Annotated in this window: 22 protein-coding genes and 1 pseudogene; 10 read left to right on the plus strand and 13 right to left on the minus strand. The window is 72.1% G+C overall.

What is annotated here, in order from left to right; translation table 11 throughout:
* Nucleotides 1–138 precede the first annotated feature (138 nt).
* The 5 genes from ACTWM8_RS01345 to ACTWM8_RS01365 are packed head-to-tail and all read right to left on the minus strand — an operon-like array spanning nucleotide 139 to nucleotide 4,646.
* Nucleotides 139–1,671: a CpaF family protein gene (locus tag ACTWM8_RS01345; protein ID WP_446212185.1), complete on the minus strand. Its 1,533-nt coding sequence runs from the start codon at nucleotides 1,669–1,671 to the stop codon at nucleotides 139–141.
* Between the two features lie 20 nt (nucleotides 1,672–1,691).
* Nucleotides 1,692–2,492, minus strand: a complete 801-nt coding sequence (locus ACTWM8_RS01350; RefSeq protein ID WP_446212186.1) for an AAA family ATPase — start codon at nucleotides 2,490–2,492, stop codon at nucleotides 1,692–1,694.
* A 2-nt stretch (nucleotides 2,493–2,494) separates the two neighbouring features.
* Nucleotides 2,495–3,145 (minus strand): SAF domain-containing protein, encoded by a 651-nt coding sequence (locus ACTWM8_RS01355; protein ID WP_446212187.1) that lies wholly within the window; start codon nucleotides 3,143–3,145, stop codon nucleotides 2,495–2,497.
* A complete protein-coding gene (locus tag ACTWM8_RS01360) occupies nucleotides 3,142–4,086 on the minus strand; it encodes a hypothetical protein (protein WP_446212188.1) in 945 nt (314 codons plus the stop codon). Before ACTWM8_RS01360 ends, ACTWM8_RS01355 begins: the two co-directional genes overlap by 4 nt.
* A complete protein-coding gene (locus ACTWM8_RS01365; protein WP_446212189.1) occupies nucleotides 4,080–4,646 on the minus strand; it encodes a hypothetical protein in 567 nt (188 codons plus the stop codon). Before ACTWM8_RS01365 ends, ACTWM8_RS01360 begins: the two co-directional genes overlap by 7 nt.
* 506 nt (nucleotides 4,647–5,152) lie before the next feature.
* On the opposite strand from ACTWM8_RS01365, the gene ACTWM8_RS01370 reads away from it, so the two are divergent.
* A complete protein-coding gene (locus ACTWM8_RS01370) occupies nucleotides 5,153–5,902 on the plus strand; it encodes a prepilin peptidase (protein ID WP_446212190.1) in 750 nt (249 codons plus the stop codon).
* A gap of 47 nt (nucleotides 5,903–5,949) precedes the next feature.
* Here the strand turns inward: ACTWM8_RS01370 and ACTWM8_RS01375 are convergent, their stop codons facing one another.
* Entirely contained in the window at nucleotides 5,950–6,570 is a 621-nt protein-coding gene (locus ACTWM8_RS01375; RefSeq protein WP_446212191.1) for a phosphatase PAP2 family protein, read from the minus strand.
* 168 nt (nucleotides 6,571–6,738) lie between these two features.
* Here ACTWM8_RS01375 and ACTWM8_RS01380 point away from each other — a divergent pair.
* Nucleotides 6,739–9,155: pseudogene (locus ACTWM8_RS01380) on the plus strand (glycoside hydrolase family 65 protein).
* A 10-nt stretch (nucleotides 9,156–9,165) separates the two neighbouring features.
* Nucleotides 9,166–9,651 (plus strand): GNAT family N-acetyltransferase, encoded by a 486-nt coding sequence (locus tag ACTWM8_RS01385; protein WP_446212192.1) that lies wholly within the window; start codon nucleotides 9,166–9,168, stop codon nucleotides 9,649–9,651.
* Here ACTWM8_RS01385 and ACTWM8_RS01390 read toward each other — a convergent pair.
* Complete coding sequence (locus ACTWM8_RS01390) at nucleotides 9,632–10,102, minus strand: hypothetical protein (RefSeq protein WP_446212193.1); 471 nt, start codon at nucleotides 10,100–10,102, stop codon at nucleotides 9,632–9,634. The two genes, ACTWM8_RS01385 and ACTWM8_RS01390, sit on opposite strands and share 20 nt — an antisense overlap.
* Nucleotides 10,103–10,249: 147 nt before the next feature.
* On the opposite strand from ACTWM8_RS01390, the gene ACTWM8_RS01395 reads away from it, so the two are divergent.
* Nucleotides 10,250–10,450, plus strand: coding sequence for an SAM-dependent methyltransferase (locus ACTWM8_RS01395; RefSeq protein WP_446212194.1), 201 nt, complete (start codon nucleotides 10,250–10,252; stop codon nucleotides 10,448–10,450).
* Nucleotides 10,451–10,619: 169 nt separating this feature from the next.
* On the opposite strand, the gene ACTWM8_RS01400 is transcribed toward ACTWM8_RS01395, so the two are convergent.
* From ACTWM8_RS01400 to ACTWM8_RS01415, 4 genes are all read right to left on the minus strand, one after another.
* Nucleotides 10,620–11,213: an FHA domain-containing protein gene (locus ACTWM8_RS01400; protein ID WP_441171630.1), complete on the minus strand. Its 594-nt coding sequence runs from the start codon at nucleotides 11,211–11,213 to the stop codon at nucleotides 10,620–10,622.
* Complete coding sequence (locus ACTWM8_RS01405; RefSeq protein ID WP_446212195.1) at nucleotides 11,210–13,027, minus strand: protein kinase domain-containing protein; 1,818 nt, start codon at nucleotides 13,025–13,027, stop codon at nucleotides 11,210–11,212. Before ACTWM8_RS01405 ends, ACTWM8_RS01400 begins: the two co-directional genes overlap by 4 nt.
* A 105-nt stretch (nucleotides 13,028–13,132) precedes the next feature.
* Complete coding sequence (locus ACTWM8_RS01410; protein ID WP_088959423.1) at nucleotides 13,133–13,558, minus strand: hypothetical protein; 426 nt, start codon at nucleotides 13,556–13,558, stop codon at nucleotides 13,133–13,135.
* A 114-nt stretch (nucleotides 13,559–13,672) separates the two neighbouring features.
* Nucleotides 13,673–14,101, minus strand: coding sequence for a hypothetical protein (locus tag ACTWM8_RS01415; protein WP_446212196.1), 429 nt, complete (start codon nucleotides 14,099–14,101; stop codon nucleotides 13,673–13,675).
* A gap of 216 nt (nucleotides 14,102–14,317) precedes the next feature.
* Here ACTWM8_RS01415 and ACTWM8_RS01420 point away from each other — a divergent pair, with 216 nt between their 5' ends.
* From ACTWM8_RS01420 to ACTWM8_RS01430, 3 genes are all read left to right on the plus strand, one after another.
* Complete coding sequence (locus ACTWM8_RS01420; RefSeq protein ID WP_446212197.1) at nucleotides 14,318–15,583, plus strand: hypothetical protein; 1,266 nt, start codon at nucleotides 14,318–14,320, stop codon at nucleotides 15,581–15,583.
* Nucleotides 15,584–15,670: 87 nt separating this feature from the next.
* Entirely contained in the window at nucleotides 15,671–15,922 is a 252-nt protein-coding gene (locus ACTWM8_RS01425; RefSeq protein ID WP_446212198.1) for a hypothetical protein, read from the plus strand.
* 123 nt (nucleotides 15,923–16,045) lie between these two features.
* Nucleotides 16,046–16,225, plus strand: a complete 180-nt coding sequence (locus ACTWM8_RS01430; RefSeq protein WP_446212199.1) for a hypothetical protein — start codon at nucleotides 16,046–16,048, stop codon at nucleotides 16,223–16,225.
* A gap of 48 nt (nucleotides 16,226–16,273) precedes the next feature.
* Here ACTWM8_RS01430 and ACTWM8_RS01435 read toward each other — a convergent pair whose 3' ends face one another.
* Both ACTWM8_RS01435 and ACTWM8_RS01440 read right to left on the minus strand, forming a co-directional pair.
* Nucleotides 16,274–16,681 (minus strand): hypothetical protein, encoded by a 408-nt coding sequence (locus ACTWM8_RS01435; protein WP_446214438.1) that lies wholly within the window; start codon nucleotides 16,679–16,681, stop codon nucleotides 16,274–16,276.
* A 42-nt stretch (nucleotides 16,682–16,723) separates the two neighbouring features.
* Nucleotides 16,724–17,257, minus strand: coding sequence for a DoxX family protein (locus tag ACTWM8_RS01440; RefSeq protein ID WP_446212200.1), 534 nt, complete (start codon nucleotides 17,255–17,257; stop codon nucleotides 16,724–16,726).
* Nucleotides 17,258–17,338: 81 nt separating this feature from the next.
* Here ACTWM8_RS01440 and ACTWM8_RS01445 point away from each other — a divergent pair, with 81 nt between their 5' ends.
* The 3 genes from ACTWM8_RS01445 (at nucleotide 17,339) to ACTWM8_RS01455 (ending at nucleotide 20,533) form a co-directional block, all read left to right on the plus strand.
* Nucleotides 17,339–17,965 (plus strand): MerR family transcriptional regulator, encoded by a 627-nt coding sequence (locus ACTWM8_RS01445; RefSeq protein WP_446212201.1) that lies wholly within the window; start codon nucleotides 17,339–17,341, stop codon nucleotides 17,963–17,965.
* A 79-nt stretch (nucleotides 17,966–18,044) separates the two neighbouring features.
* On the plus strand, nucleotides 18,045–19,010 hold the full coding sequence (locus tag ACTWM8_RS01450; RefSeq protein WP_446212202.1) for a phosphotransferase enzyme family protein: 966 nt from the start codon (nucleotides 18,045–18,047) through the stop codon (nucleotides 19,008–19,010).
* Between the two features lie 356 nt (nucleotides 19,011–19,366).
* On the plus strand, nucleotides 19,367–20,533 hold the full coding sequence (locus ACTWM8_RS01455; RefSeq protein ID WP_446212203.1) for an MFS transporter: 1,167 nt from the start codon (nucleotides 19,367–19,369) through the stop codon (nucleotides 20,531–20,533).
* Nucleotides 20,534–21,502: the final 969 nt, after the last annotated feature.

The following is a 21,502-nucleotide window of genomic DNA, read 5'->3' on the forward strand; positions in this document are numbered from 1 at the left end:
GACTGCGGGGCGCGCGGCCCCGGCGCACTCCTCGCGCTCACCGGACCGGCTCCGTTCGCGCCTGCGGGGCTCGCGACCCCGGCGCACTCCTCGCGCTCGCCGGAGCGCGCCCGTCCATCCCCGCGCCGACGCCCGCGCTCACCGGCGCACCGCCGGGCCCAGTCGGCTGTGCCGCGGGCGGCGCCAGGCGCCGGTGCCGGCCTCGATGAAGCGGGTCAGCAGCCGGGCGTCGTAGCCGACCCGCAGCAACTGGTCGCGGATGCGTTCCGGCAGGTGGCGGGGGACGGCCCGGCCGTCCGGGCCGGGGCCGAAGACGCTGGTGGTGACGATCCGGTTGCCCTCGCCGACCCCGATCACCTCCTCCACGTGGGAGACGAACCGGTGCTTGCGCCCGCCGATCGCGGTCTCGTCCTCGACGGTCACGTAGACGATCAGGTCGAGGGCGTTGCCGGCCATCCGGCGGGCCTGGTCGACCGTCATCTCCCGGCCGTGGGCCAGCGCCAGCTCGATGATCCGCTCGCTCACCCCGGCCGGGGTACGGGCGTGGATGGTGCACATCGAGCCGCGGCTGGTGGTCATCGCCTGGAGCATCGGCACGATCTCCCGGGACCGGACCTCGCCGACGATGATCCGCAGCACGCCCATCCGCAGCGACACCGGGATCAGGTCGGCGATGCTCACCTCGCCCGCCGGCCGCCCGTCCATCCCGCGCTCGCCGTGCCCCTCGCGGGATTCAAAGCTCATCACCGCCCGGTGCTTGCGACCCCGGCGGGCCGGCAGCAGCTCCCGGCTCTCCTCCAGCAGCACGTACGGCTCGTCGGGCGGGATCTCGTCCATCAGCGCCCGGATGACCGTGGTCTTACCCGCTCCGGCCAGCCCGGCGACCATGATGTTGAGCCCGGCCCGCATGGACGCCCGCAGGAAGTCGCGCAGCAGCGGGTCGATCATCTCGTCCAGGTCGGGGCGGGAGCCGGCGATCTCCTCCAGGCTGACGTCCAGCGTGTTGTGCTTGCGGATCACCGCGTAGGGGCGGTGGCTGACCAGGAACACCGCCGCGAGGCGGCTGCCGTCGGGCAGTTGCAGGTCGAGCGTCGGCTTGGACGTCGACAGGGACCGCTCGGTCGCGCCGGCCCGGCGGGCCGCCGCCTGGAGGATCTCCACCAGCTCGTCGTCGCTGTCGGCGATCGGCTCGACCCAGTCGACGCCCCCGCCGTGCCGGGTGATGCGCACCTGGTCGCAGCCGAGGATGTGCACCTCCTCGATGGTGTCGTCGACCAGCAGCGTCTGGAGCCGGCCCAGCCCGACCAGTTCGGCGGTGACCTGGTCGAGCAGGATCCGCTCCTCGTCGGCGGCCATCGGGGTGCCGGCCCGGCGCACCGAGTCGGCGTACCCGGAGACCACGGCGACCGCGAGCCGGGCCCGCTCGACCTCCTCGGCGTTCGCGTCGAACTCCCGGCCGCGCTGCCACTGGGTGAGCCGTTCGCTCAACTCCCGGCGCAGCTCGCGGACCACCGCGAAGTCCACCCGCAGTCGTGGCGGCGGGGTGGGCGTGGGTGGCGCGACGGGCGGCGCCGGCTGGTGGCGCCGGCCGTTCACCGGGGGCAGCGGCGGCATCGTCGAGGTCGCCCCCGGCTGCTGGCGCGGGTCGTGGGAGACCGGCTCAAACCGCATGACGTGCCTCCCCGGGCCGCTCACACCACATCCGGCACCTCCTGGGCGGCGGGCCAGGCCAGCCGGGCCCGGCGGCGGTCCAGCAGCGCCCGGACCGGCACCTCGAGCGCGCCGGCCGCGCGCATCAACGGCCGCCCGGCGCGTACGGTGCCGCCCAGGCTGAGCACCTCGGCGGTACGCGGGTCCGCCGGCAGGGTGGCGATCACCGGCACCCGCAGCGCCTTGCTGATCTCGCCCTTGCCGTGCCCGTCGCCGACCACCAGCAGCCGCAGCGTGCCCGGGGGCACCCGGTGCTCGGTGAAGTCCCGTTCGATCGCCCGGATCATCGACCGGGTGGCGGAGAGATCGGGCAGCTGCGCCCGGGTGACCAGCAGCACCACCGCCGCGGCCCGCAGCACCGGCCACGGTGGACCGGCCACCTGGAGCCGCCCACAGTCGACGATCACGTCGTACTGCGGCTGGCCCTTGTCCAGGCTGCCGAAGAAGTCGGCGAACCGCTGCCAGAGCGGGCTGATGCTGCCCGCCTGGGCCGGGTCGACCACGCCCGGCAGCAGCAGCCGTTCCCGGCACGGCGCGTCCAGGTCGACCAGCTGCGACCAGAAGGCGGTCTCCAGGTTGCCGTCGCGCAGCTCGCCGACGGCCAGTTCGCCGATGCCCCGGGGCCCGTCCAGCGCGCCGCCGAGGTAGCCGGCGAGGATGGTGCCGCCGGCCGGGTCGCACTCGGCCAGCACCAGCCGCCGGTGCCAGCTCAGCGCGCAGGCCAGCGCGGTGGTGGTGACCCCGGGCGACCCCTTCGCCGAGACCAGCGCGATGATCGCCATGGTCAGGCCGCCTCGACCAGCACCAGGGCGATCCGCTCCTGGGCGGCCAGCACGACCACGGCCGGCACGTCCCGCACGGGCAGCGCCACGTAGACCACCACGTCGTCGTTCTCCGGGGTGGCCGTGTCGATCACCGTGCCGGTGAACCGGGTGCCCGGTGCCTGGCTGTCGTCGTTGTCGGCGGGGGTGCTGACCAGCAGCACCTTGTCGCCGGGATGGAGCTTGCGGGCGGGGACCTGGCTCTGCTTCAACCCGAGCGCGATCTGCTGCTGCCCCTCGCCGAGCAGTGGGGCGTCGGTGAGCTGCCCCATGGTCAGCAGCGTGCCGGGGGTGAGCGACACCGCCGCCCGCTTCCCGACCACCTCGTCGAGCTTGCCGGCCGGCACCGGGGAGAGCCCGGCCCCGCCGGAGACCTGCACGCTGACCAGGTCGTCGGCGCTGAGCTGCCGGCCGACCTCGACCGGGCGGGCCACCGCCAGGTAGCTGCCGGTGGCCCGGACCGAGGTGACCGCGAAGGCCGCGCCGAGGCCGCCCAACGCGATCAGCAGCACCGCCAGCCCCAGCAGGCCGGGGCGGGTCCGGCGCTGGCGGAGCACCTTCGGCGGGGCGACCGGCGCGTCGGCCGGGATGCCGTTGCGGGTGACCAGGCTCATCGGGTAACCACCTGAAGCTCGTCGATCTCGATCGGAGTCGTCCCGCTGGTCCGGGTCTGGGCGATCACGCCGCTCTCACCGCCGCCGCGCCAGGTCACCGACCAGTACGTGGTGGCGCTGACCCGGTAGGTGCCGGCCTTCGGGTAGCCGGAGTCGTAGCCGCAGTCCGGTGAGGTCTTCCCGGCGCGGGGCCCCTGCGGGTCGTACGGGGTGCCCTCGTCGGCGCAGGTGACCTTGACGCCGTTGCCCATGGTCCAGACGATCCGGTCGACCTTGGCGGTGATGTCCACCCGCAGGCCGCGGTCCTCGTCCCCGGCGTGGATCGGGCCGAAGTAGTTCCGGCCCGGGCTGGCCCACATCCAGACCGGCAGGCCGACCAGGCCGGGGCCGGTGTTGCGGCGGGGCGCCACCGCGATCCGGGGCGGCAGCAGCGAGATCGACGCCAGGACCCGCCGGGCCAGTTCCTCCGGGTCGGGCGGCGTGCCGAACCCGGGTGGCGGGGTGTCCAGCAGCACCACCGTCTGGCTGCCGAGGTCGCCGCCGTTGCAGGTGCGGACGTACCACTTGGTGCCGTCGGGGGCCTCGGGCTGCGGCTCGGCCAGCTTGTAGTAGCAGCCGTCGGCGTTGTTGAACCAGCCGAGGAACTGGTTGTAGCAGGGCAGCGGCTTGCCGTTCCACTGGCACTTCGGGGCGGCGCCGCCGCCCGGATCGCCGCCGGTGTCCCCGCCGCCGCCCGGGTCGCCGGGGGTGCCCGGGTCGTCGTCCCAGATGCTGCAGTCGTTCTGCCCGGGCGGGCACTGCGGCCCCGGCCCCTCGGCGGCCGCCGGGACCGGCGCGGCGAGCGCGACCAGCAGGGCCAGCAGCGTTGCGGCGAGCAGCCGCCGGGGCGTCCCGGCCCGGGGTCCGCGGGCCGGGACGCACCCTCCTCCCCAGGTCAGCACGGCTGGTCCTCGTAGGCGGCGCCGGAGTTGATCAGCCAGCGGCCGTCCGGGTACCGGGTGGCGGTCGCGGTGGCGAGGTGTCGGCCACCGCCCGAGCCGGGCACCACCCGCCGGTCCTTGGCGTACACCAGCCGGTAGCCGGTGGCGTCCAGGCAGTCCTGGATCTCCACGGTCGGCGGGACGGCGTCCAGGCTGACCGAGGTGACCGTGGGGTCGGAGCGCAACGTGCCGGTGCGGATCGCGCCGTGCGTCCGGGCCTGGCCGATCGCCACCCGGACCCGGGTGAGCAGCGGATCGGCCAGGAAACGGGTGAGCGCGGGGTGGCGGGGGTCGCTGTCGCGGCTCGCCTCCCGGGACGCGGTGAGGTACCCGGAATAGGCGGCCAGCGCGGCCTGCTCCGCGGCCCGTTCCTCCTCGGCCGAATGCCGGGGCTCGGCGGTGGCCTTGCGGGCGGCGGGCCCGGCGGCCGTCTCCGACCCGCCGCCGCAGCCGGCGGTCGACCCGACCACCGTGGCGATGACCAGGCAGGTTGTCCATCGGCGGGGATGCCGTGTACGCAACGCCGTGCCCTCCTCGGTGCCACCCGGCGGCCCGTCTCCGGTGGCCTCCGGGCATGCGCCAGCGCGCCCGGATGATGCCGTCCGGACCTCGATTTACCGCTGTCGCATTTACCTGTGCGGATGTTCTACGAAATGGTGGAACCTGATGTCTCGAGTGGCCTCCGACGCTGTTGGCGGGGGTTGCGCCGTACCCAAGGGGCGAGCATAGGCTCACGTCCGCCGATGCAACAGAGGCAATTCATTCGAACACGGTGGGTGATGAGTGGAGGTGGTCAGGCGTGGCCGAGGGCGAGTCCGGAACGCCGGGACGGGTCGCCGCACCCGGTCGGGGGACGGGTGCCGACGGTCGGCCGGGCCCGCCCGCCGATCCGGCAGTCGGGCCGGAAGATATGGCACCTGTCGATGCGTCTCGCCCGATCCGTCCCCTCGTCGAAAAAGCTACGAGAGGGGATTCCCGCGAATTCGACCGCCCGGGCGACGCAAGCTATCCACCACCACTGCCGGCGGTGGATCATCACCCGGGCCGGGGCTGGAAATCACTCTCCGTACGTGTCTTCGCCGCCCTGGCCGTGACCCCGGTGCTCCGGCTCGCCGTCGCCCGGTACGCCGTACCGTTGGGGTCGCCGGCGCGGGTGGGCTGCGACGACTGCGGCGCGCCGATCGGGATCGGGCGCCCGGGGCTCGGCCCGGCGGCCCGGTGTCCGGCGTGCGCGGCCCGGATCGGCGCGCCGCCGGGCAGCGTCGAACTGGCGGCCGTCGCGGCCCTGGCGGTGCTGGTCCTCACCGAGGCGACCCTCGCCGAGCGGGCCGCGCTCGCCTGGTGGCTCGGCTGGGCGGCGCCGCTGGCGCTGGTGGACCTGGCCGTGCACCGGCTGCCCGACCGGCTCACCTGGCCGGCCGCGGCAGGCACGGCCGCGCTGCTCGCGGTGGCCGCGCTGACCGGCCCCGGGCCCGGCCCGTGGCTGCGTGCCCTGACCGCCGGGGCCGCCCTGGGGCTGGCCTTCGCCGCCACCACGCTGCTGCTCGGCCGGCGCGGCTTCGGCCTCGGCGACGCGAAACTGGCGCTGAGCATGGGCATGTTGCTCGGCTGGTACGGCTGGCCGGTGCTGGTCGCCGGGCTGCTGCTCACCTTCGCCCTCTCGGCGGTGGTCAGCCTCGCGCTGCTGCTGGCCCGCCGGGTCAGCTGGTCGAGCCACCTCCCCTTCGGCCCCTTCCTGATCCTCGGCACCTGCACCGCCCTCCTCCTCCCCACCTGACCCACCCACCCCGTCGACGGGGTGGTGGTGCGGGCGGCCGGGTGGGGTCAGGGGTGATCGGCGGTGGCGGGGAGTCGGTCCGGGTGGGTGGTGTGGCGGGCCAGCAGGTCGGCGACGGGGCGGGCGATCAGCGGCGTGCCGGCCAGCGTCACCAGGGCGCCGAGGAACAGGCCGGCGGCCACGTCGTGCGGGTAGTGCACGCCGACGAAGACGCGGGAGAGCGCGGCCAACAGCGCCAGCGGCGCGGCGACCAGCCCGAGCCGGCGGGAGAGCAGCAGGGTGGCCGCAGCGAGCGCGCCGGCGATGGTGGCGTGGTTGCTCGGGAAGGACCAGTCGCCGACCGGCGGGCAGTGCCCGGCCACCACGGTCGCGGCTGCCCGGCAGGGCCGTGCCTCGTCGAAGACCGTCTTCAGCGCCTCGCTGCACGCGTACGCGAGGACCACGGTGACGGGCGCGACCAGCGCGACCGCCCGGTCCCACGGCTTTCCGCGCAGCAGCCGGGGCGCGGCGGCGAACAGGAACAGCGCGCCGAGCAGCAGGATCGCCGCCTCGGTGAAGTGCACCGCGAACCACTGCACCGGCGTCGGGGCGGAGTCAGCTACCTCGGTGATCTCCCGGTACCACTCCACGCTGATGTCGGGAACGTCCGTCGTGCCGGTCTGTACCATGCCTCACCTCACCAAATGTTCATACCCCGTTTACCTTGGGCAGACGGTACGAATCACGGAGGCGGCCGGCACCGTGCGATGGTGAGGGTTTGACCCTGACCTTCGTCTCAGCGAGTTCACAGCCCCGGGCGGATTGGGTGGCCGCCGACCACGGGTAACGGGAGTTCCGTGCGTAGTGACGAGAACTGGCTGGTGCGGCGTACCGCGGCCGACAGCGACCGGCTGGGCGAGACCGAGTCGGTCTTCGCGCTCAGCAACGGCTGGGTGGGCTGGCGCGGCACGCTGGACGAGGGCGAGCCGTACGGGATGCCCGGCAGCTACCTCAACGGCTTCCACGAGCAGCGCGAACTCAGCTACCCGGAGGAGGGGTACGCCTTCCCGGAGCGCAGCGACACCGTGGTCAGCGCGCCCAACGCCGCCCTGATCCGGCTCTGGGTGGGCGGCGACGCGCTGGACCTGCGCACCGGGACGCTGCGCGCCCACGAGCGGGTGCTCGACCTGCGCGCCGGCGTGGTGCGCCGGGACACCGAGTGGATCTCGCCGGGCGGGCACGGGGTCCGCGTCCGCAGCACCCGGCTGGTGTCGCTGCCCCGGCATCCGATCGCCGCCGTCCGCTACGAGGTCGAGCCGCTGGGCGACGCGCCGGTCGAGCTCCGGCTCTGCTCGGACGTGCAGGCCAACGAGCGGGTGCCGGAGCGCCCCGACGACCCCCGGGCCGCCTCGGCGATCCGCGACCCGCTGAACTCCGAGGCCCACCGCTGCGACGGCGGCTCCGGCGTGCTGGTGCACCGCACCGACCGCAGCGCCGAGCGGGTCGCGGTCGCGGTCACCCACGAGTCCGAGATACCGGAGGGCTTCGCCACCTCCGACGACTGCACCGCCGACCGCCTCCGGATGTGCGTCGAGGGCCGGCTGCGCCCCGGCCAGCGGCTGCGGATCACCAAGTACGACGCGCACGAGTGCACCCCGGTCGACGGCATGGCGGCGAACGAACTGGCCGACCTGGTCGTCGCCGAGGCCGATGCCGCCCGGGAGTACGGCTTCGACGCCCTTCTGGCCGACCTGGTCGTCGCCGAGGCCGATGCCGCCCGGGAGTACGGCTTCGACGCCCTTCTGGCCGACCAGCGGGCCGCCCTCGACGGGCACTGGCAGACCGGCGACGTGGAACTCGACGGCGACCCCGAGCTCCAGCAGGCCATCCGGTTCGCCGTCTTCCACCTGCTCCAGGCCGGCCGGGCCGAGGGCGACCGGACCATTGCGGCGAAGGGGCTGACCGGCAACGGCTACGACGGACACGTCCTCTGGGACACCGAGGGCTACGTGCTGCCGGTGCTGACGTACCTGGCGCCGGAGGTGACCCAATCGGCGCTGCGCTGGCGGCACGCCCACCTGCCCGAGGCCCGGGAGCGCGCCGCCGAGCTGCGGCTGCCCGGCGCGACCTTCCCGTGGCGGACCATCAGCGGCCGGGAGTGCTCCGGCTACTGGCCCGCCGGCACCGCCGCCCTGCACGTCAACGCCGACATCGCCGACGCGGTGCTGCGCTACGTCGCGGCCACCGGGGACGACGACCTGCTCGCCGGGGTCGGGCTGGAGCTGCTGGTCGCCACGGCCCGGCTCTGGCACGGCTTCGGGTACTGGTCGGACGAGGGCGCCTTCCACCTCACCGGCGTCACCGGCCCGGACGAGTACGCCGCCCTGGTCGACGACAACCTCTTCACCAACGTGATGGCCCGGCGCAACCTGCTCGGCGCCGCCGACGCCGCCGAACGGCACCCCGGACGCGCCGAGGAACTGGGCGTCAGCCCGGCCGAGATCGCCGGCTGGCGGGCCGCCGCCGACGCGGTCCACCTCCCGTACGACCGCAAGCGGGGCGTGCACCAGCAGGCGGCCGGTTTCACGGAGCAGCCCGAGTGGGACTTCGCCGCGATGACCGAGGACGACTACCCGCTCCTGCTGCATTTCCCCTACCTGGAGCTCTACCGCAAGCAGGTGGTCAAGCAGGCCGACCTGGTGCTGGCCATGCAGCGCTGCCCGGGCGAGTTCACCGCCGAGGAGAAGCGACGCAACTTCGCCTACTACCAGGCCCGGACCGTCCGCGACTCGTCGCTCTCCGCCGCCTCGCAGGCGGTGCTCGCCGCCGAGATCGGGCACCTGGACCTGGCGTACGACCTGTTCGCCGAGGCGGCGCTGCACGACCTGGCGGACCTGGGGGACAAGACCAGCGACGGGCTGCACCTAGCCGCGCTGGCCGGCGCCTGGACGGCGGTGGTGGAGGGGTTCGGTGGGCTGCGCGACCAGCGGGGCGAGTTGTCCTTCGACCCCGGCTGCCGGCCCGGCTCGACCGGCTGGCCTTCGGCCTGCGCTGGCGCGGGCAGCGGCTGCGGGTCACCCTCACCCGGGACGAGGCCCGCTACGAGCTGCCCGACGCCGCCCCGGAGGTCGAGGTCACGCTCCGGCACGCCGGGGAGCCGGTGACCGTCACCGGTCAGACGGCGGTGACCCGGCCCATGCCGCCGGTGCCGGACCCGGGCCCCGAGCCGCCCTCCCCGGCCGGCCGGCGTCCCGCGCGCCGCTCAGCCGGCTAGGGTGGCGCGGGTGCCCGAACTCCAGCGCCTGACGCCCGATCACGCTCCCGCGCTGCTCGCCTTCGAGCGAGAGAACCGGGCGTACTTCGCCCGCAGCGTGCCGGACCGGGGCGACGACTACTTCGCGCAATTCGACGCCCGGCACGCGGCGCTGCTCGCCGAGCAGGAGACCGGCCGCTGCCACTTCCACCTCCTGGTCGACGACGACGGCGAGGTGCTGGGCCGGTTCAACCTGGTCGACGTGGCCGACGGTGCGGCCGACCTGGGCTACCGGGTCGCCGAACGGGCCGCCGGGCGCGGCCGGGCGACCGCCGGCGTACGGCAGGTCTGCGACCTGGCCCGCGACGCGTACGGGCTGGTTCGGCTGACCGCCTCGGCGACGCTGGACAACGCCGGCTCGCTGACGGTGCTGCGCCGGGCCGGTTTCACGCCGGTCGGTGAGGTGCTGCTCGACGGCCACCCCGGGCTGCGCCACGTCAGGGAACTGGCCGGCTGACCCCGTTCGCCATCCGCTCCCGCACCGCCTCCAGCGCCTCGAAGGCGTACGCCCAGTTGTGGCACTTGAAGCTGCGTAGCCCCTCGATCGGGGTGTGGCAGTCGACGCAGTGCACCCCGGCGATGCCGTCCGGCACCTCGGTGTTGACGTACTTGCGGTCGCCGAGAATGACGGTGGCGATCATCGCCTTGTCGTGCACGCCCTTCAGCGCCGAGGAGACGATGTCCAACCAGGTCTGCCGGCGGCCGCACTTCGGACAGTCCGGCTCGTCGCCGCTGACCCAGAGCGGCGCCCCGATGCTCGCCTGCGGCATCCCGAGCAGCTTCTCGATCCGGCGCACGTCGTGTTCCGGAGTGACCCACCGGTGCCGCCCGGGCAGCGCGGCGGGCGAGTCGTACACGGCTCGGAACAGGACCGGATCGACCTCGACGGTCTCCCGCTGACGGGTCATCGCGTACCTCCTCGGCGACGGTCGTGCCCCCGTCGTACGGCAGCGGCGGGCGCACCGCAGCCGGATCACCGACACGACGGGTCAGCGTAGCGTCGCTGCGGGTGCTAGACAGGCAGGCGCGACGTCGCCGAGCGAGGGGAGTTTCCGGTGACCGTGCCGACCGACGCCGAGCTGCGGCCCAACGTGGCCCGGATGTACGACTACTTCCTGGGTGGCTGCCACAACTTCGCCGCCGACCGGGCCGCCGCCGAGCAGATCCTGTCGATCTTCCCGGACACCGCTGGGCGGCCGCCGGCGGAAACCCTCCCCGTTCGGACACCTGTCGGCGGGCCGCCCGGCCTGGTGTGATTCCTGGCGGGCGCTGTCGGCCACGTCCTCCGGCCCGGCGCCCGGCGCACCGGGGGAGGCGTGCGCCGGCGACCTCGTCGGACCCTTCGCGGGGCGCGACACGCCTGGAGGAAACAGGGGGGTGTGCCCTCCGGGCCGCGTGGGACGTGGTCCGGAGGGCACGCGTACGTCAGCCGGGCAGCCCCGCCGCTCCCCGGCGCACCGCCTCGCCGGCCAGCCGGGACCGGCGCCGCTCGTCGTTGGTGACCAGCCCGAACTTGTCGTACAGGTTGGTCAGGTGCTTCTTCACGGCGCTCTCGCTGACGCCGAGCGCGGTGGCCAGCGCCCGCACGGTGGGCGGCTCGGGGAAGGCGCTGCCGCCCTCGACGTACGGGCGGCAGAGCACCTCGACCAGTTCCTGTTCCCGCCGGGTCAGCGCCGGGGGCGCCGGCGGCGGCTCGACGCCCACCGTCCGGGTGCCGGTGAGTTCCGCCGGCGCGCGGAACAGCAGCCGGGCCGGGCCGATCTCCACCCGGTCGCCGTCGCGCAGCAGCCGGGCCTCCCGCACCGCAGCGCCGTTGACGGTGGTGCCGTTGGTGCTGCCCAGGTCGCGGATCGTCCAGCCGGACGGGAACCGTTCCACCAGGGCGTGCAGCCGGGAGACCAGTTTGCTGTCGATGGGCAGCTCGTTGCCGGGCGCCCGGCCGATGGTCAACGCGTCGGTGGTCAGCGGCACCAGCCGGACCGCGCCCACCCCGTGGACCTCGAGGTATCCGGCGGTCACCGGTCGCACCAGGGCTCGGTGGTCGCGGTGGTGGCCACCTTCGACCGGTCGGCGGTGACCGTCGCCGTCGCCGTGGTGCACCGCCCCGCCGACGGGTACGGCTCGGTCCACAGCTCGTACGGCTGCCCGACGGCGCGCTGTCGGGCGGTCGTGGGCCGGTCGGCGCGTACCCCCAGGTCGACGGTCCAGGTGCCGCCGTCGGTGGCCGCGTTGTCCCGGTACTGCTTCCACACCCAGACGTACGCCATCGTGGCCCGGCAGCTCGGCGACCAGTACTGCTTGACGGAGATCGCCCGCAGCCCGCCCGCGTGCCCGTACGCGGACGCGCCGACCTGGTAGGCGTCGGCGTAGCAGGGGCCGGGCGGCGCGTCGTCCCGGCTGGCGGACCGGGGTCGGCCGGTGCCCACGACCGGGGTGGCGAGCCGCCGGCCGTCCACGGTCAGCTCGAGTGACGCCCGGATCGGCCCGGCGGCGTGCGGGACGGCGACCAGCCGCACCGCGCACCGGTCGCCCGGCGCGAGCGGTCGGGTGGTGCACCCGTCCGCGACGATCCGCAGGTCGCTCCGGGACGGCCCGGTCAGCGTCAACCCGGTCAACCGCACCGGCCGGTCCGCGCGGTTGCCGACGGCCACCACCTGCTCGGGGGACTCGGCGTTGAGTTCCAGCTCGCCGAAGGGCACCTGGGCCGGCAGCTCCACCGGGGCGGGCGTGGGCAGCGCCCGCGACCCGCCGGCGGCCAGCACCGTCGCCAGGGCGACGAGCAGCCCGAGCGAGCGGGTCAGCGCGTGCCGGCGTACCCGCAACGGCCGGCGCGTGACGGTGGCCGACAGCGCGAGGGCGGCCCGGCGGCGGTCGGACAGCGACAGGGGCGTGGCCTCGCCGGCGGGAGGCGGCGGCCACGGCCCGGCGGGGTCGTCACCGCCCGGGCCGCCGAGGACGAACGGGCTCACCGGCAGGCCCGCCGCCACCTGCGCCGCCCGCAGCTCCTCGGCGAACGCGGCGGCCGTGGCGGGTCGCCGCGCCGGATCCTTGGCCAGCGCGCGCTCCAACGCCGCGCACACCCCGTCGGGTACGCCGAACGGGCGCAGGTCCGGCACCGGGTCGACGGCGATCCGGCACAGCAGCGAGTCCACCGACTCCCCGTCGGCGGGCGCGAAGGGCGGGGCGCCGCGGATCCAGTGCAGCACGGTCGAGGCGAGCGCGTAGACGTCGGCGGCCACCGACGGAGGCTCGCCGCGCAGCACCTCCGGCGCGGCGTGCAGCACGCTCGCGGTCACCCGCCCGTCCGCGCCGGTCGGGCGGGCCGAGCGGGGCCGGGCCTGCCCGAAGTCGGCCAGCTTCGGCTCGCCGTACCCGGAGATCAGGATGTTCTCGGGTTTGACGTCGCGGTGCAGCACGCCCGCGCGGTGCGCGGTCTCCAGCGCGCCGGCCACCGCGATGCCGCCGGCGACCGCCTCGCGCCAGTCGCCGGCCGCGCCGTCGCGCAGCCGGTCACCCAGCGAGCCGCCCTCCTCGTACGCCATCAGCAGGTACGGGTTGCCGGCGGCGGTGCGGCCGGCCTGGTGCAGCGTGACGATGTGCGGGTGGTCGGAGAGCCGGCCCAGCATCCGCAGCTCCCGCTCGAAGCGGGCGCGGGACGGGCCGTGCCAGTCGGCGGCGAGCACCTTGACCGCCACCCAGCGGGCGAAGTCGGGCTGCCAGGCCCGGTAGACGACGCCGAAGCCGCCCCGCCCCACCTCGACGGCGTCGGTGCAGCCGTCGACCCCGAGGGCGGTGCCCGGGCCGTGCGTCACCGACTGCTCGCTGTGGACCATCGCCGTTGAATGCTACCGATGGGTCGCCAGCGCGGTGTCGGCCGTTCGCACTGCAGGACACTTCCCGTGGTGGGGCGCCCCGGCGACCGGGACGCCCCGGCCCGGTCAGTAGTCGTTGTAGAACCGGAAGGCCCGGCACTCGCTGTCGTGGCCGTCCTTCCACCGGCAGAACAGGAAGCCGATGTAACGGTTCTCCGGCAGGTTGTAGGCACCACCCTCGCTGGCCTGGTGGGTGGCGCAGTTGCCCTCCCCGCCCCGGCTGAACTCGTACAGCGGCGCCCCGTACGCGTCGTCGAGGCTGACGAACATCTTCACCGCGTACCCGTCGGCGTCCGTGTCGCAGATCTTGAGGATGTCGCCGTGCTCGGTGAAGTACGCCTCACCGCTGTAGTCGAAGATGCCGCCGCCGAACGCGTCGCCGGTGTTCATGACGTGGTACGAGTCGGACGCCATGGCCGGGCTGGGCAGCGCGACGGTGAGCGCGGTGACCGCCGCGGCCACGCCGAGCGCCTTCCGCATGGTGAACTTCATGCCGGTGGTGTTCCTTTCGGGGTCGGTCTCTCGGTGGTTGGCGTCCCGGCTGCGGTCGGAACGCCCGGACGGGCCCGCCGGCTGTCTCCGGCGGGCCGCGTCGTGGATCAGCGGTCAGCAGACGGTGCTGGTCGAACCACCCGTGCTGTTGAGGTAGCCCGTCACGTGGGTGCAGTACGACGCCGTGTTGGCGGGCGCGCCCCACAGCTCGGCGCGGGTGGTGTTGCTCAGCTGGCCCACGCCGTAGTCGCTGCCGCTGTCCGACTCGTTGATCACGTGGACGTAGAGGTCCCAGTTCGAGTGGGTGGCGCGGTACTGCTCCCAGACGTAGATGTAGGCGTAGTTGTAGCCGCAGCCGTAGTACTGCTTGACCGAGGCCGCCTGGACGCCACCGACGGTGAGCACCCGGGTGGTGCCGATCTGGCGGACGCTGGAGCAGCTCGACGGCGTGCTGGCCAGCGCCGGCGACGCGTCGACCAGCGCGACGGCGCCGGCGGCGAGGATCGCGCCCGTGACGGCGAGGGAACGGCGGAGGATCGACATGTCAGCCCTGCTCTCTCTGGTGATCTTTCACCGCTGAGAAAACCAGGGGCCGGGCGCCGCCGACAGGTGACGAAGCGGCGACCATTTCCTCCCCCACGGCGTGTAACGCCCGGACCGTCCACATCGCCTGTTGCTCGGAAGCATCGGTGATCTTGCCTGATTTCGGGCCCCTGCCCGGTGTACGCAGATCACCGTCCCCTTCGGACAGGGAGTTGCATGAACCTCCTCCAACGACGCTCCGGTGCCGCGTTCGCGCTGGTCGCCCTCGCCACCACCGTCGGGTCGGTGGCCGCTGCGAGCCCCGCGTCGGCTGCCGTGGACCGCGCCGACCTCACGGTCGGCCTCAACACCGATCGCTCGCGGATCCCAGTACAGGGCGAGATCGTCATGACAGACGTCACAGTCGCGAACGCGGGGGTCGCGACCGCGAACGGAATCACCGTGACCGTCCAACTGCCCGCCAACGCGTACGTCGGCGGCGAGGGCCCCTTGTCGGACTCGTGGCAGTGCGTGCTCAGCCCCACGATGGTGTGCACCCATCCCGCACTGGCACCTGGCCAGACTGCCGCCCCGATGACCTTCGGAGTCCAGTTCCGGCCGGGCGCCGACGGCCAGGCGGGCGAGATCGTTGCCACCGTCACGTCCACCAGCCGCGAGTCGAGCACCAAGAACAACTCGGCCAAGCAGACGGTCACCTACGACGCGAGCGTGACCTATCCCGACCTCTACGTGTCGAGTGTCGCCCCCCTCAGCTACGAGGTGATCGAGGGGGACTGGGTCAAGTACCCGATGCGGTTCGGCAACCGCGGCACCGCTACCGCCCAGGACGTCCGCGTCCGGGTGGCCGCCCCAGCCGGGCCCTTGGGAGGCGTCGGAAACCAGTCCGACCCGTCCTGGCAGTGCACCACCATCGTCACCGACCAGGAGTGGGAGTGCGTGAACGGACCGCTGGCACCGGGCGAGCAGACCCCGTTGCTCTCGTTCAGCGGCCCGGTGCCGGCGGGCGGGCAGCCGGGTGACCAACTGCCGGTGACCATCGCCGTCTCCACCAGCACCCCCGGGGAGAACCCCCGCGGCAACACGTACGAGGCGGCCTTCGTCTACGCCACGCCGGCGTACCTCACCGGGCGGGTCTGGCTGGACGTGGACGCGGACGGACAGCGCGACCCTGAGGAGGGTGTGGCGCCGACGGGCGAGCTCGGCCTGTCGGTGCAGCCGTACGAGGGCACCACGCGCAGCGTCACGGTGAACGCCGACGGCACGTACCGGCTGGCGCTGCACGAAGGGCAGCACCAGCTGCTGGCGAGCTTGGTTTCGACCACCCACCGGTTCACCACCTCGGACGTGGGTGACGACGCCACCGACTCCGATGTGGTCGTCACCTACGACAGCATCGAGCAGCAGGAGGCCCAGTCCGACCAGGTCTTCCTGGTGCAGGGCGCTGAGACTGTCCTCGACATCGGACTGGTCAGCGTCGGCTGATCCGCGTTCCATCCGAGGCCCTGGCCGGCGCGCTCCGCGCCCGGTCAGGGCCCCGCTCTGCTTGACAACCGAGCCGACACTCGGCCCATGAACGACCGCTACCGGCAGTTGCCGCCCCGGATCGAGCCGCGCTACGAGACCCAGCCGGTGTCGGAGCCACCGCCGCTGCCGGAGGTGGAGGAGACGGTCGGGCTGACGGCGGCGGGGCAGGTCCAGGACATCTCGCGGTTCGCCGAGGGGATGACCCGGTCCGGACCGACGCGAGGCAACGGGGCGCTCCTCGCGGTCCTGATCGTGCTGGCCGTGCTCGTCATCGTTTCGGCTCTCTGGCTCGGCTGAGCGGTGCCGTCGTCCCGGCCGCGGGGCCTGCGCGACACCTCGGTATCAGGATCTGCGACACCAGCTCTACGCACCTCTGACTGCCTCGGCGGGGACAATGGGACTCGACGAGGGAGGTCGGCGATGAGTGAGGACCGAGAAGGCAATGACCGGGCAGCGGACGAGGAGTTCGAGGTCCGGCGACACGACAGGTTCGGCAAGCTGCCGCCCCGGGTCGGGCGCGAGGAGCTGGTCGAGACGACAGACACGGAGCCTTCGCACGAGGAGCCGGAGGAGCCTCCGGTGCGCCGGGAGTGGGGGTAGGAGTGGTAGCCGGAATCCGACTACCCGAACTCTGACACTGGATTCTTGTCAGGCGGTCAGCAGCCCGACGCCGAGGCTGATCACACCCGCAGCCAGGGAGAGCGCGCCGATCCACAGCACCCAGACGAGTCTGTTGGGTCCGGTGGCGTTCTTGCCGGCGGAAGAGGCGAAGAATCCGGCGGGCATCAGGATCGCGGCGACGGGCAATCCCAATCGGGCGATCCACAGCAAGGCGCCGGTGAGGCTCGTGGCGTCCACATAGAGCAGGCCGACCAGGCTGAGGATCACCAGTACGCCGGCATGGCCGTGCCCGGCGCGCGCGAAGGACCTCTGGAAGTCGGTCATCGGCACAGCGCCCCGGGCGATTCGGGTCATGAACCAGCCGCCGACCTGGATGGTGACGATGGTGAGTAGAACCACCCCGGCGATCATGCGGGACTCGGTACTGAGAGCCATGGTCTGCACGGCGAATTCCTTTCCGATCAGCTTGACGAGGGGCTATCGGGCGACGGTCGCTGATCTTGCGACGCCAGAGCGCGGCAGGTGCAGGACGCGTCGGGCCACCGTGCTGTCGGCCGATCGGGCCACCCAGACAGCGATGGCGACGTAGAGGACCTGCTGTGGGATGCGCAGCCACAGCGGAGTCGGCTCATCCCCGTTGAACGGCACGTCGTTGACGGCAGCGTAGACGTTCGCCGGAAGCAGGAGCACGTAGAGCGCGGCAAGGCTGATCCCGGCCGCCCAGCGGGTTGCGGTCAACACCAGGCCCACCGCGCCCAGCAGCTCCAGCACGCCGGTCAGGTAGACCATTGCATCGGCGAACGGCACGACCGGCGGCACCATCCGGACCAGGTCGGCGTGGTTCGGCATCACGGTGACGCTCGGCGGAACGAAATGCGCGGACGCGGTGACGACGAGCATGACCGCCATCGCGTGTGCCGCGCTGGCCGCCCAGGTGGCGAACCGACGCACACCGAGCGCACCCAGTAGGCGGAAGCCCAGCAGGGCCATCACCAGAATCACTTCGAGCATGATCTTCCCTTTGAATGGATAGCGCGGCTATCTGCTTATGGATAGTGCTACTGTCCATCAGTGGAGAGAGGAAGTCAAGGGATGCGCATCGCGGAGCTGAGTCGGCGGTCAGGGGTTGCGGTACCGACGATCAAGTACTACCTACGGGAGGGCCTGCTGCCGCCCGGCGAGCTGACCAGCCCCAACCAGGCCAGCTACGACGAGCACCACCTGAATCGACTTCGCCTGATCCGAGCCATGATCGACCTGGCCCAGGTTCCCGTAGCCCGAGTCAGAGCCGTGCTGGAAGCGCTCGATTCCGACACCCTGTCCCTGCACGAACGGATCGGGGCGGTGCACCGGGCCATCACCCCGAGTCGGCGACTGACCGCAGGCGACAGCGCACGCGCGGCCGCCGCTGTGCAGGTGCAGGAGCTCATCCAACGGCGGGGTTGGGCCGTCGAGCCGGACTCACCTGCGATCGCCACCCTGGTAGAAACCATCAGCGTCCTGCGGTCGCTCGGCCAGGATCACCTGGTCGACCTCCTGGACCCCTACGCGGAGGCGGTTGAACGGTTCACCGAACTGGAGGTCGCTGCGGTCGCCTCCCGGACCGATCCCGATCAGGTCGCCGAGAGCGTGGTGATCGGAACCATCCTCGGCGAGAACCTCGTCGCGTCGCTGCGACTGTTGGCCCAGGAGAACATCTCGTCCCGGCGCCTGAAGTAGGCAGCTGGTCGGACCACGACACGAGGATGGGGGCTGAAACCGCCTTGCCGGCCGGACTGCCGGCTGCAACGCTTCGGCCGTGATCGACAAGCCTGCGGTTGACGAGCGGTTGCTGGCGGCTGAGGTGGCCGCCGCCTGGGCCGTGGACATCGTCAATCTCGTGTTCATGCCGGTCGGGCTCGACGGGCACGCATGGGCGTACCGGGTAGACACGTCCGACGGCGAGCGCTACTTCCTGAAGATGCGCCGCGGCGAGTTCACCCGGGCGGCCGTCCTGCTGCCCGGCTTTCTCCGAGCGCACGGCGTCAGGCAGGTCGTAGCGCCGATCGACCTGCCAGACGGCGGAGCCGAGCGCAGGTTCGGCGACTACCGGCTGCTGCTCTACCCGTTCCATGACGGCGGCAGTCTGTGGGGCCGCGGCCTCACCGACCGCCAGTGGATTGAGTACGGCGAGTTCCTGGGGCAGCTGCATGCGGTCACGCCGAGCGCCGACATCACCGCGGTCCTGCCGGTCGAGACCTACCGGTCGAGCGCGGGCGAGCGGCTGCAAACCCTCGGCGAGCAGGCCGCGGCGAGCGACGCCCCGGGCGCTTTGTGGGACCGGTACGGTGCCGCGCTGCATCGGTTGTCGGAAACGGTCGATGACCTCGCCTCCCGCGTGACGCACGGTCAACACGTCATCTGCCACGCCGACATCCACCCCGGCAACCTGATTGCCGACGGCGACGGTCCACTGCACGTCGTCGACTGGGATGCGCCGATCCTCGCGCCGCGCGAGCGGGACCTGATGTTCGTCTACAGCCAGGACTTCGGCGACCACCCGGTCAACGCGCACCGCGCCGAACTCTTCCGTCGGGGCTATGGGCCGCTGGAACCGGACCAGACCATGCTGAGCTACTACCGCAGCGAACGGCACCTAGACGACGTCGCCGTATTTCTGGGCAGCATCCTCAACTCCGAGGCCAGTCCAGAATCTCGGGCCAACGACCTGCACTGGCTGACCCGCATCGCCGAGACCGTCGCGGACCCCAGCTACGCGGCCTGAGTCGCGCCATGGCGAAAGCTCCGCCGAGAGTGGACGTGCCAGTCCTCTGACCTGACTCGCGGTCCTCGGTCTCTCGCGAGGGGCGGCACCCACACGGCCTCCTACCAACGTAAACAAAGCTAGCACGCGTTGATCATTCTCGGTATCGGGCGAACTTGTGATTACAAGTTCAGGGCAGTCTCGCTAGATTCGCCGAGCTCATCAAAGGGAAGGATGCCAACCCTGTGCAGGCTCTGCAGAATCAACGGACTGGTCAATCTTTCGGACGAGACGCGGTCGACGATGACGGGCGGGAACGGTCGAGGCTGATCCGACGCGGACTGATTCCTGAAACGCGTTCTCAGCAGATTCTCGCGTTGGCAACGTTCGTCAACATGATTGGCAGCGGCGTCTTCATGGTCAGCGCCGCGCTCTTCTTCACTCGCGTCGTCGGGCTCCCGTTGGCTCAGGTTGGCCTGGGACTGGGCATCGCCGCCGGCGTTGGCCTCTTTGCCGGCGTGCCGGTAGGGCATCTGGCTGACCGACGAGGGCCGCGAGAGGTCTACCTGTGGATGCTCGTCATTCAGGGTGTGGCAATGGCGGTGCTGGTACTGGTTCAGTCGTTCTGGCTGGTCCTGGTGGCGCTGTGCATCGGGGAACTTGCCCGTTCAGCGGGCGGAGCGGCGCGTGGCCCGTTGGTTCGCGGAATCGGCGGTGCCCACCTCACCAGATACCGCGCCTACCTACGCTCGGTCGCCAATCTCGCGGGGAGTTGCGCCGCCGTGGTAGCCGGCTTCGCCGTGCAGTTGGACACGCGTCCGGCCTACCTGACCCTGGTGATGGCTAATGCGCTCAGCTTCGTGGCCAGTGCCGCGATCATCGCGACGCTGCCGTCGCTGGCGCCCGTGCCCGCGCCACCAAGGGCCAACCGCTGGGAGGTGCTGAAGGACCGGGGGTATGTCGCCATCGCCGTGCTCGACGGCATCATGTCGATTCACCACCAGGTCCTGCTCTTCGCCCTGCCACTTTGGATCATCGGACACACCACCGCACCCCGGTGGCTGGTTGGCGCAGCAGCACTGGTCAATACCGCTCTGGTGGTACTGCTCCAAGTCCGGGCCAGTCGAGGCGTCGATGACAGCGTCGCCGCCGGGAAAGCCATGCGCCGTTCCGGTGTGGCGTTCTTCGTCGGCATGGCCGCGATGGCCGCAGCGGCAGGACTTCCCTCGTGGCTTGCGCTCGCCGGCATCGTCGTTGGCATCTTCGTGCACACGATCGGTGAACTCTGGCACACGGCCGGCTCGCTGGAACTGCGATTCAGCCTCGCTCCCGCGCACGCCCAAGGTCAGTACATGGGGCTGTTCGGGTTCGGAGCCGGCTTGGCGAACATGGTGGCTCCCACCGTACTGGCACTGTTCTGCATCACCTGGGGAGTGCCTGGTTGGCTTGTGCTCGGCGGGGTGTTCATCCTGGCGGGCCTCGTGACGCCGTACGTGGTGCGGTGGGCCGAGCGGACCCGTCCGAACGCGGAGCAACCCGCCTAGCTGGCCCGGCCATCCCGGCGCGGCGGTGCGAGGGCCGCCGCGCTCGGGACGGCTGCCGGCGTGCTGGACTTCGCTGCCGTACCGGGCCCCCGATCACGGCGAAGGCGACCCGGTCGGGGCCGCTGACCTGCGGGAAAGTGGGCCGCCAGGGACTCGAACCCTGAACCTATGGATTGCCGGCGAGGTGGTCGCCTGCGGCACCGTGCGCAGCTCCCGAGCCCCTACCGCCTGCTCTGAGCCTCCAGCGGTCGGGTCGGTTGCTGTACTTCCTTGCTGTACGCCGCCCCTCCGGTGAGGGCTGACCTCTTCGTCCCGAACGCGGGGGCGCAGCGCCATCAGGTGCCGTCCGTTGCTGTCTAGTGCTGCCGACCACGGCCGCCGCGCTTGCTCCCTGCCAGACGTTGTCGGCCCTTGACGATGCTCTCGCTGCCTCCTCGCTGCCTTCGTTGAGCGTGGGGGGCTGAACCCCATAGACCCGAGGCTTGCAGCGATCGCTTCCAACCGGACCGATCGCCCCGCTGAGCTGCGGGAAGGCTTCCATCGCCCGACATCAGTCGCCGACACTGTTCGATATTGGTTGTGCCGGGTCTTTGCCCGTTGACCTTCACGGTGCTTCTGCCTTACCACCATCACGACCCTTAAGCCGGTGATCGTTCCTCCAGTCTGCGTCTACCAAGATCCGACCGGTACCTGGACTGCTGACGTCCAAGGTGCGGGCTAAGTCCGTCGGCAACAGAGAAATCTTCGTCGTCTTACAGAGTCCGGGCGCGTTAGCCGACCGTACCGGCTCGTTTTGGGCATGCGCGCTTCCGATCAACATGCGGCCGGGGGCCTGTTCCGTCGCTCAGCCGTGTCTGGCTTCGGCACCGCATTTCGTCCGTTTGGAGGTGTGCTGGGTTGTTCAGGCTCGCGACGATAGGCAAATGAGCCGGTCGCTCAAGACTAAGTTCTCGGCAGGGTTGCTCCTAG

The organism is Micromonospora sp. IBSANI012, from assembly GCF_052814045.1.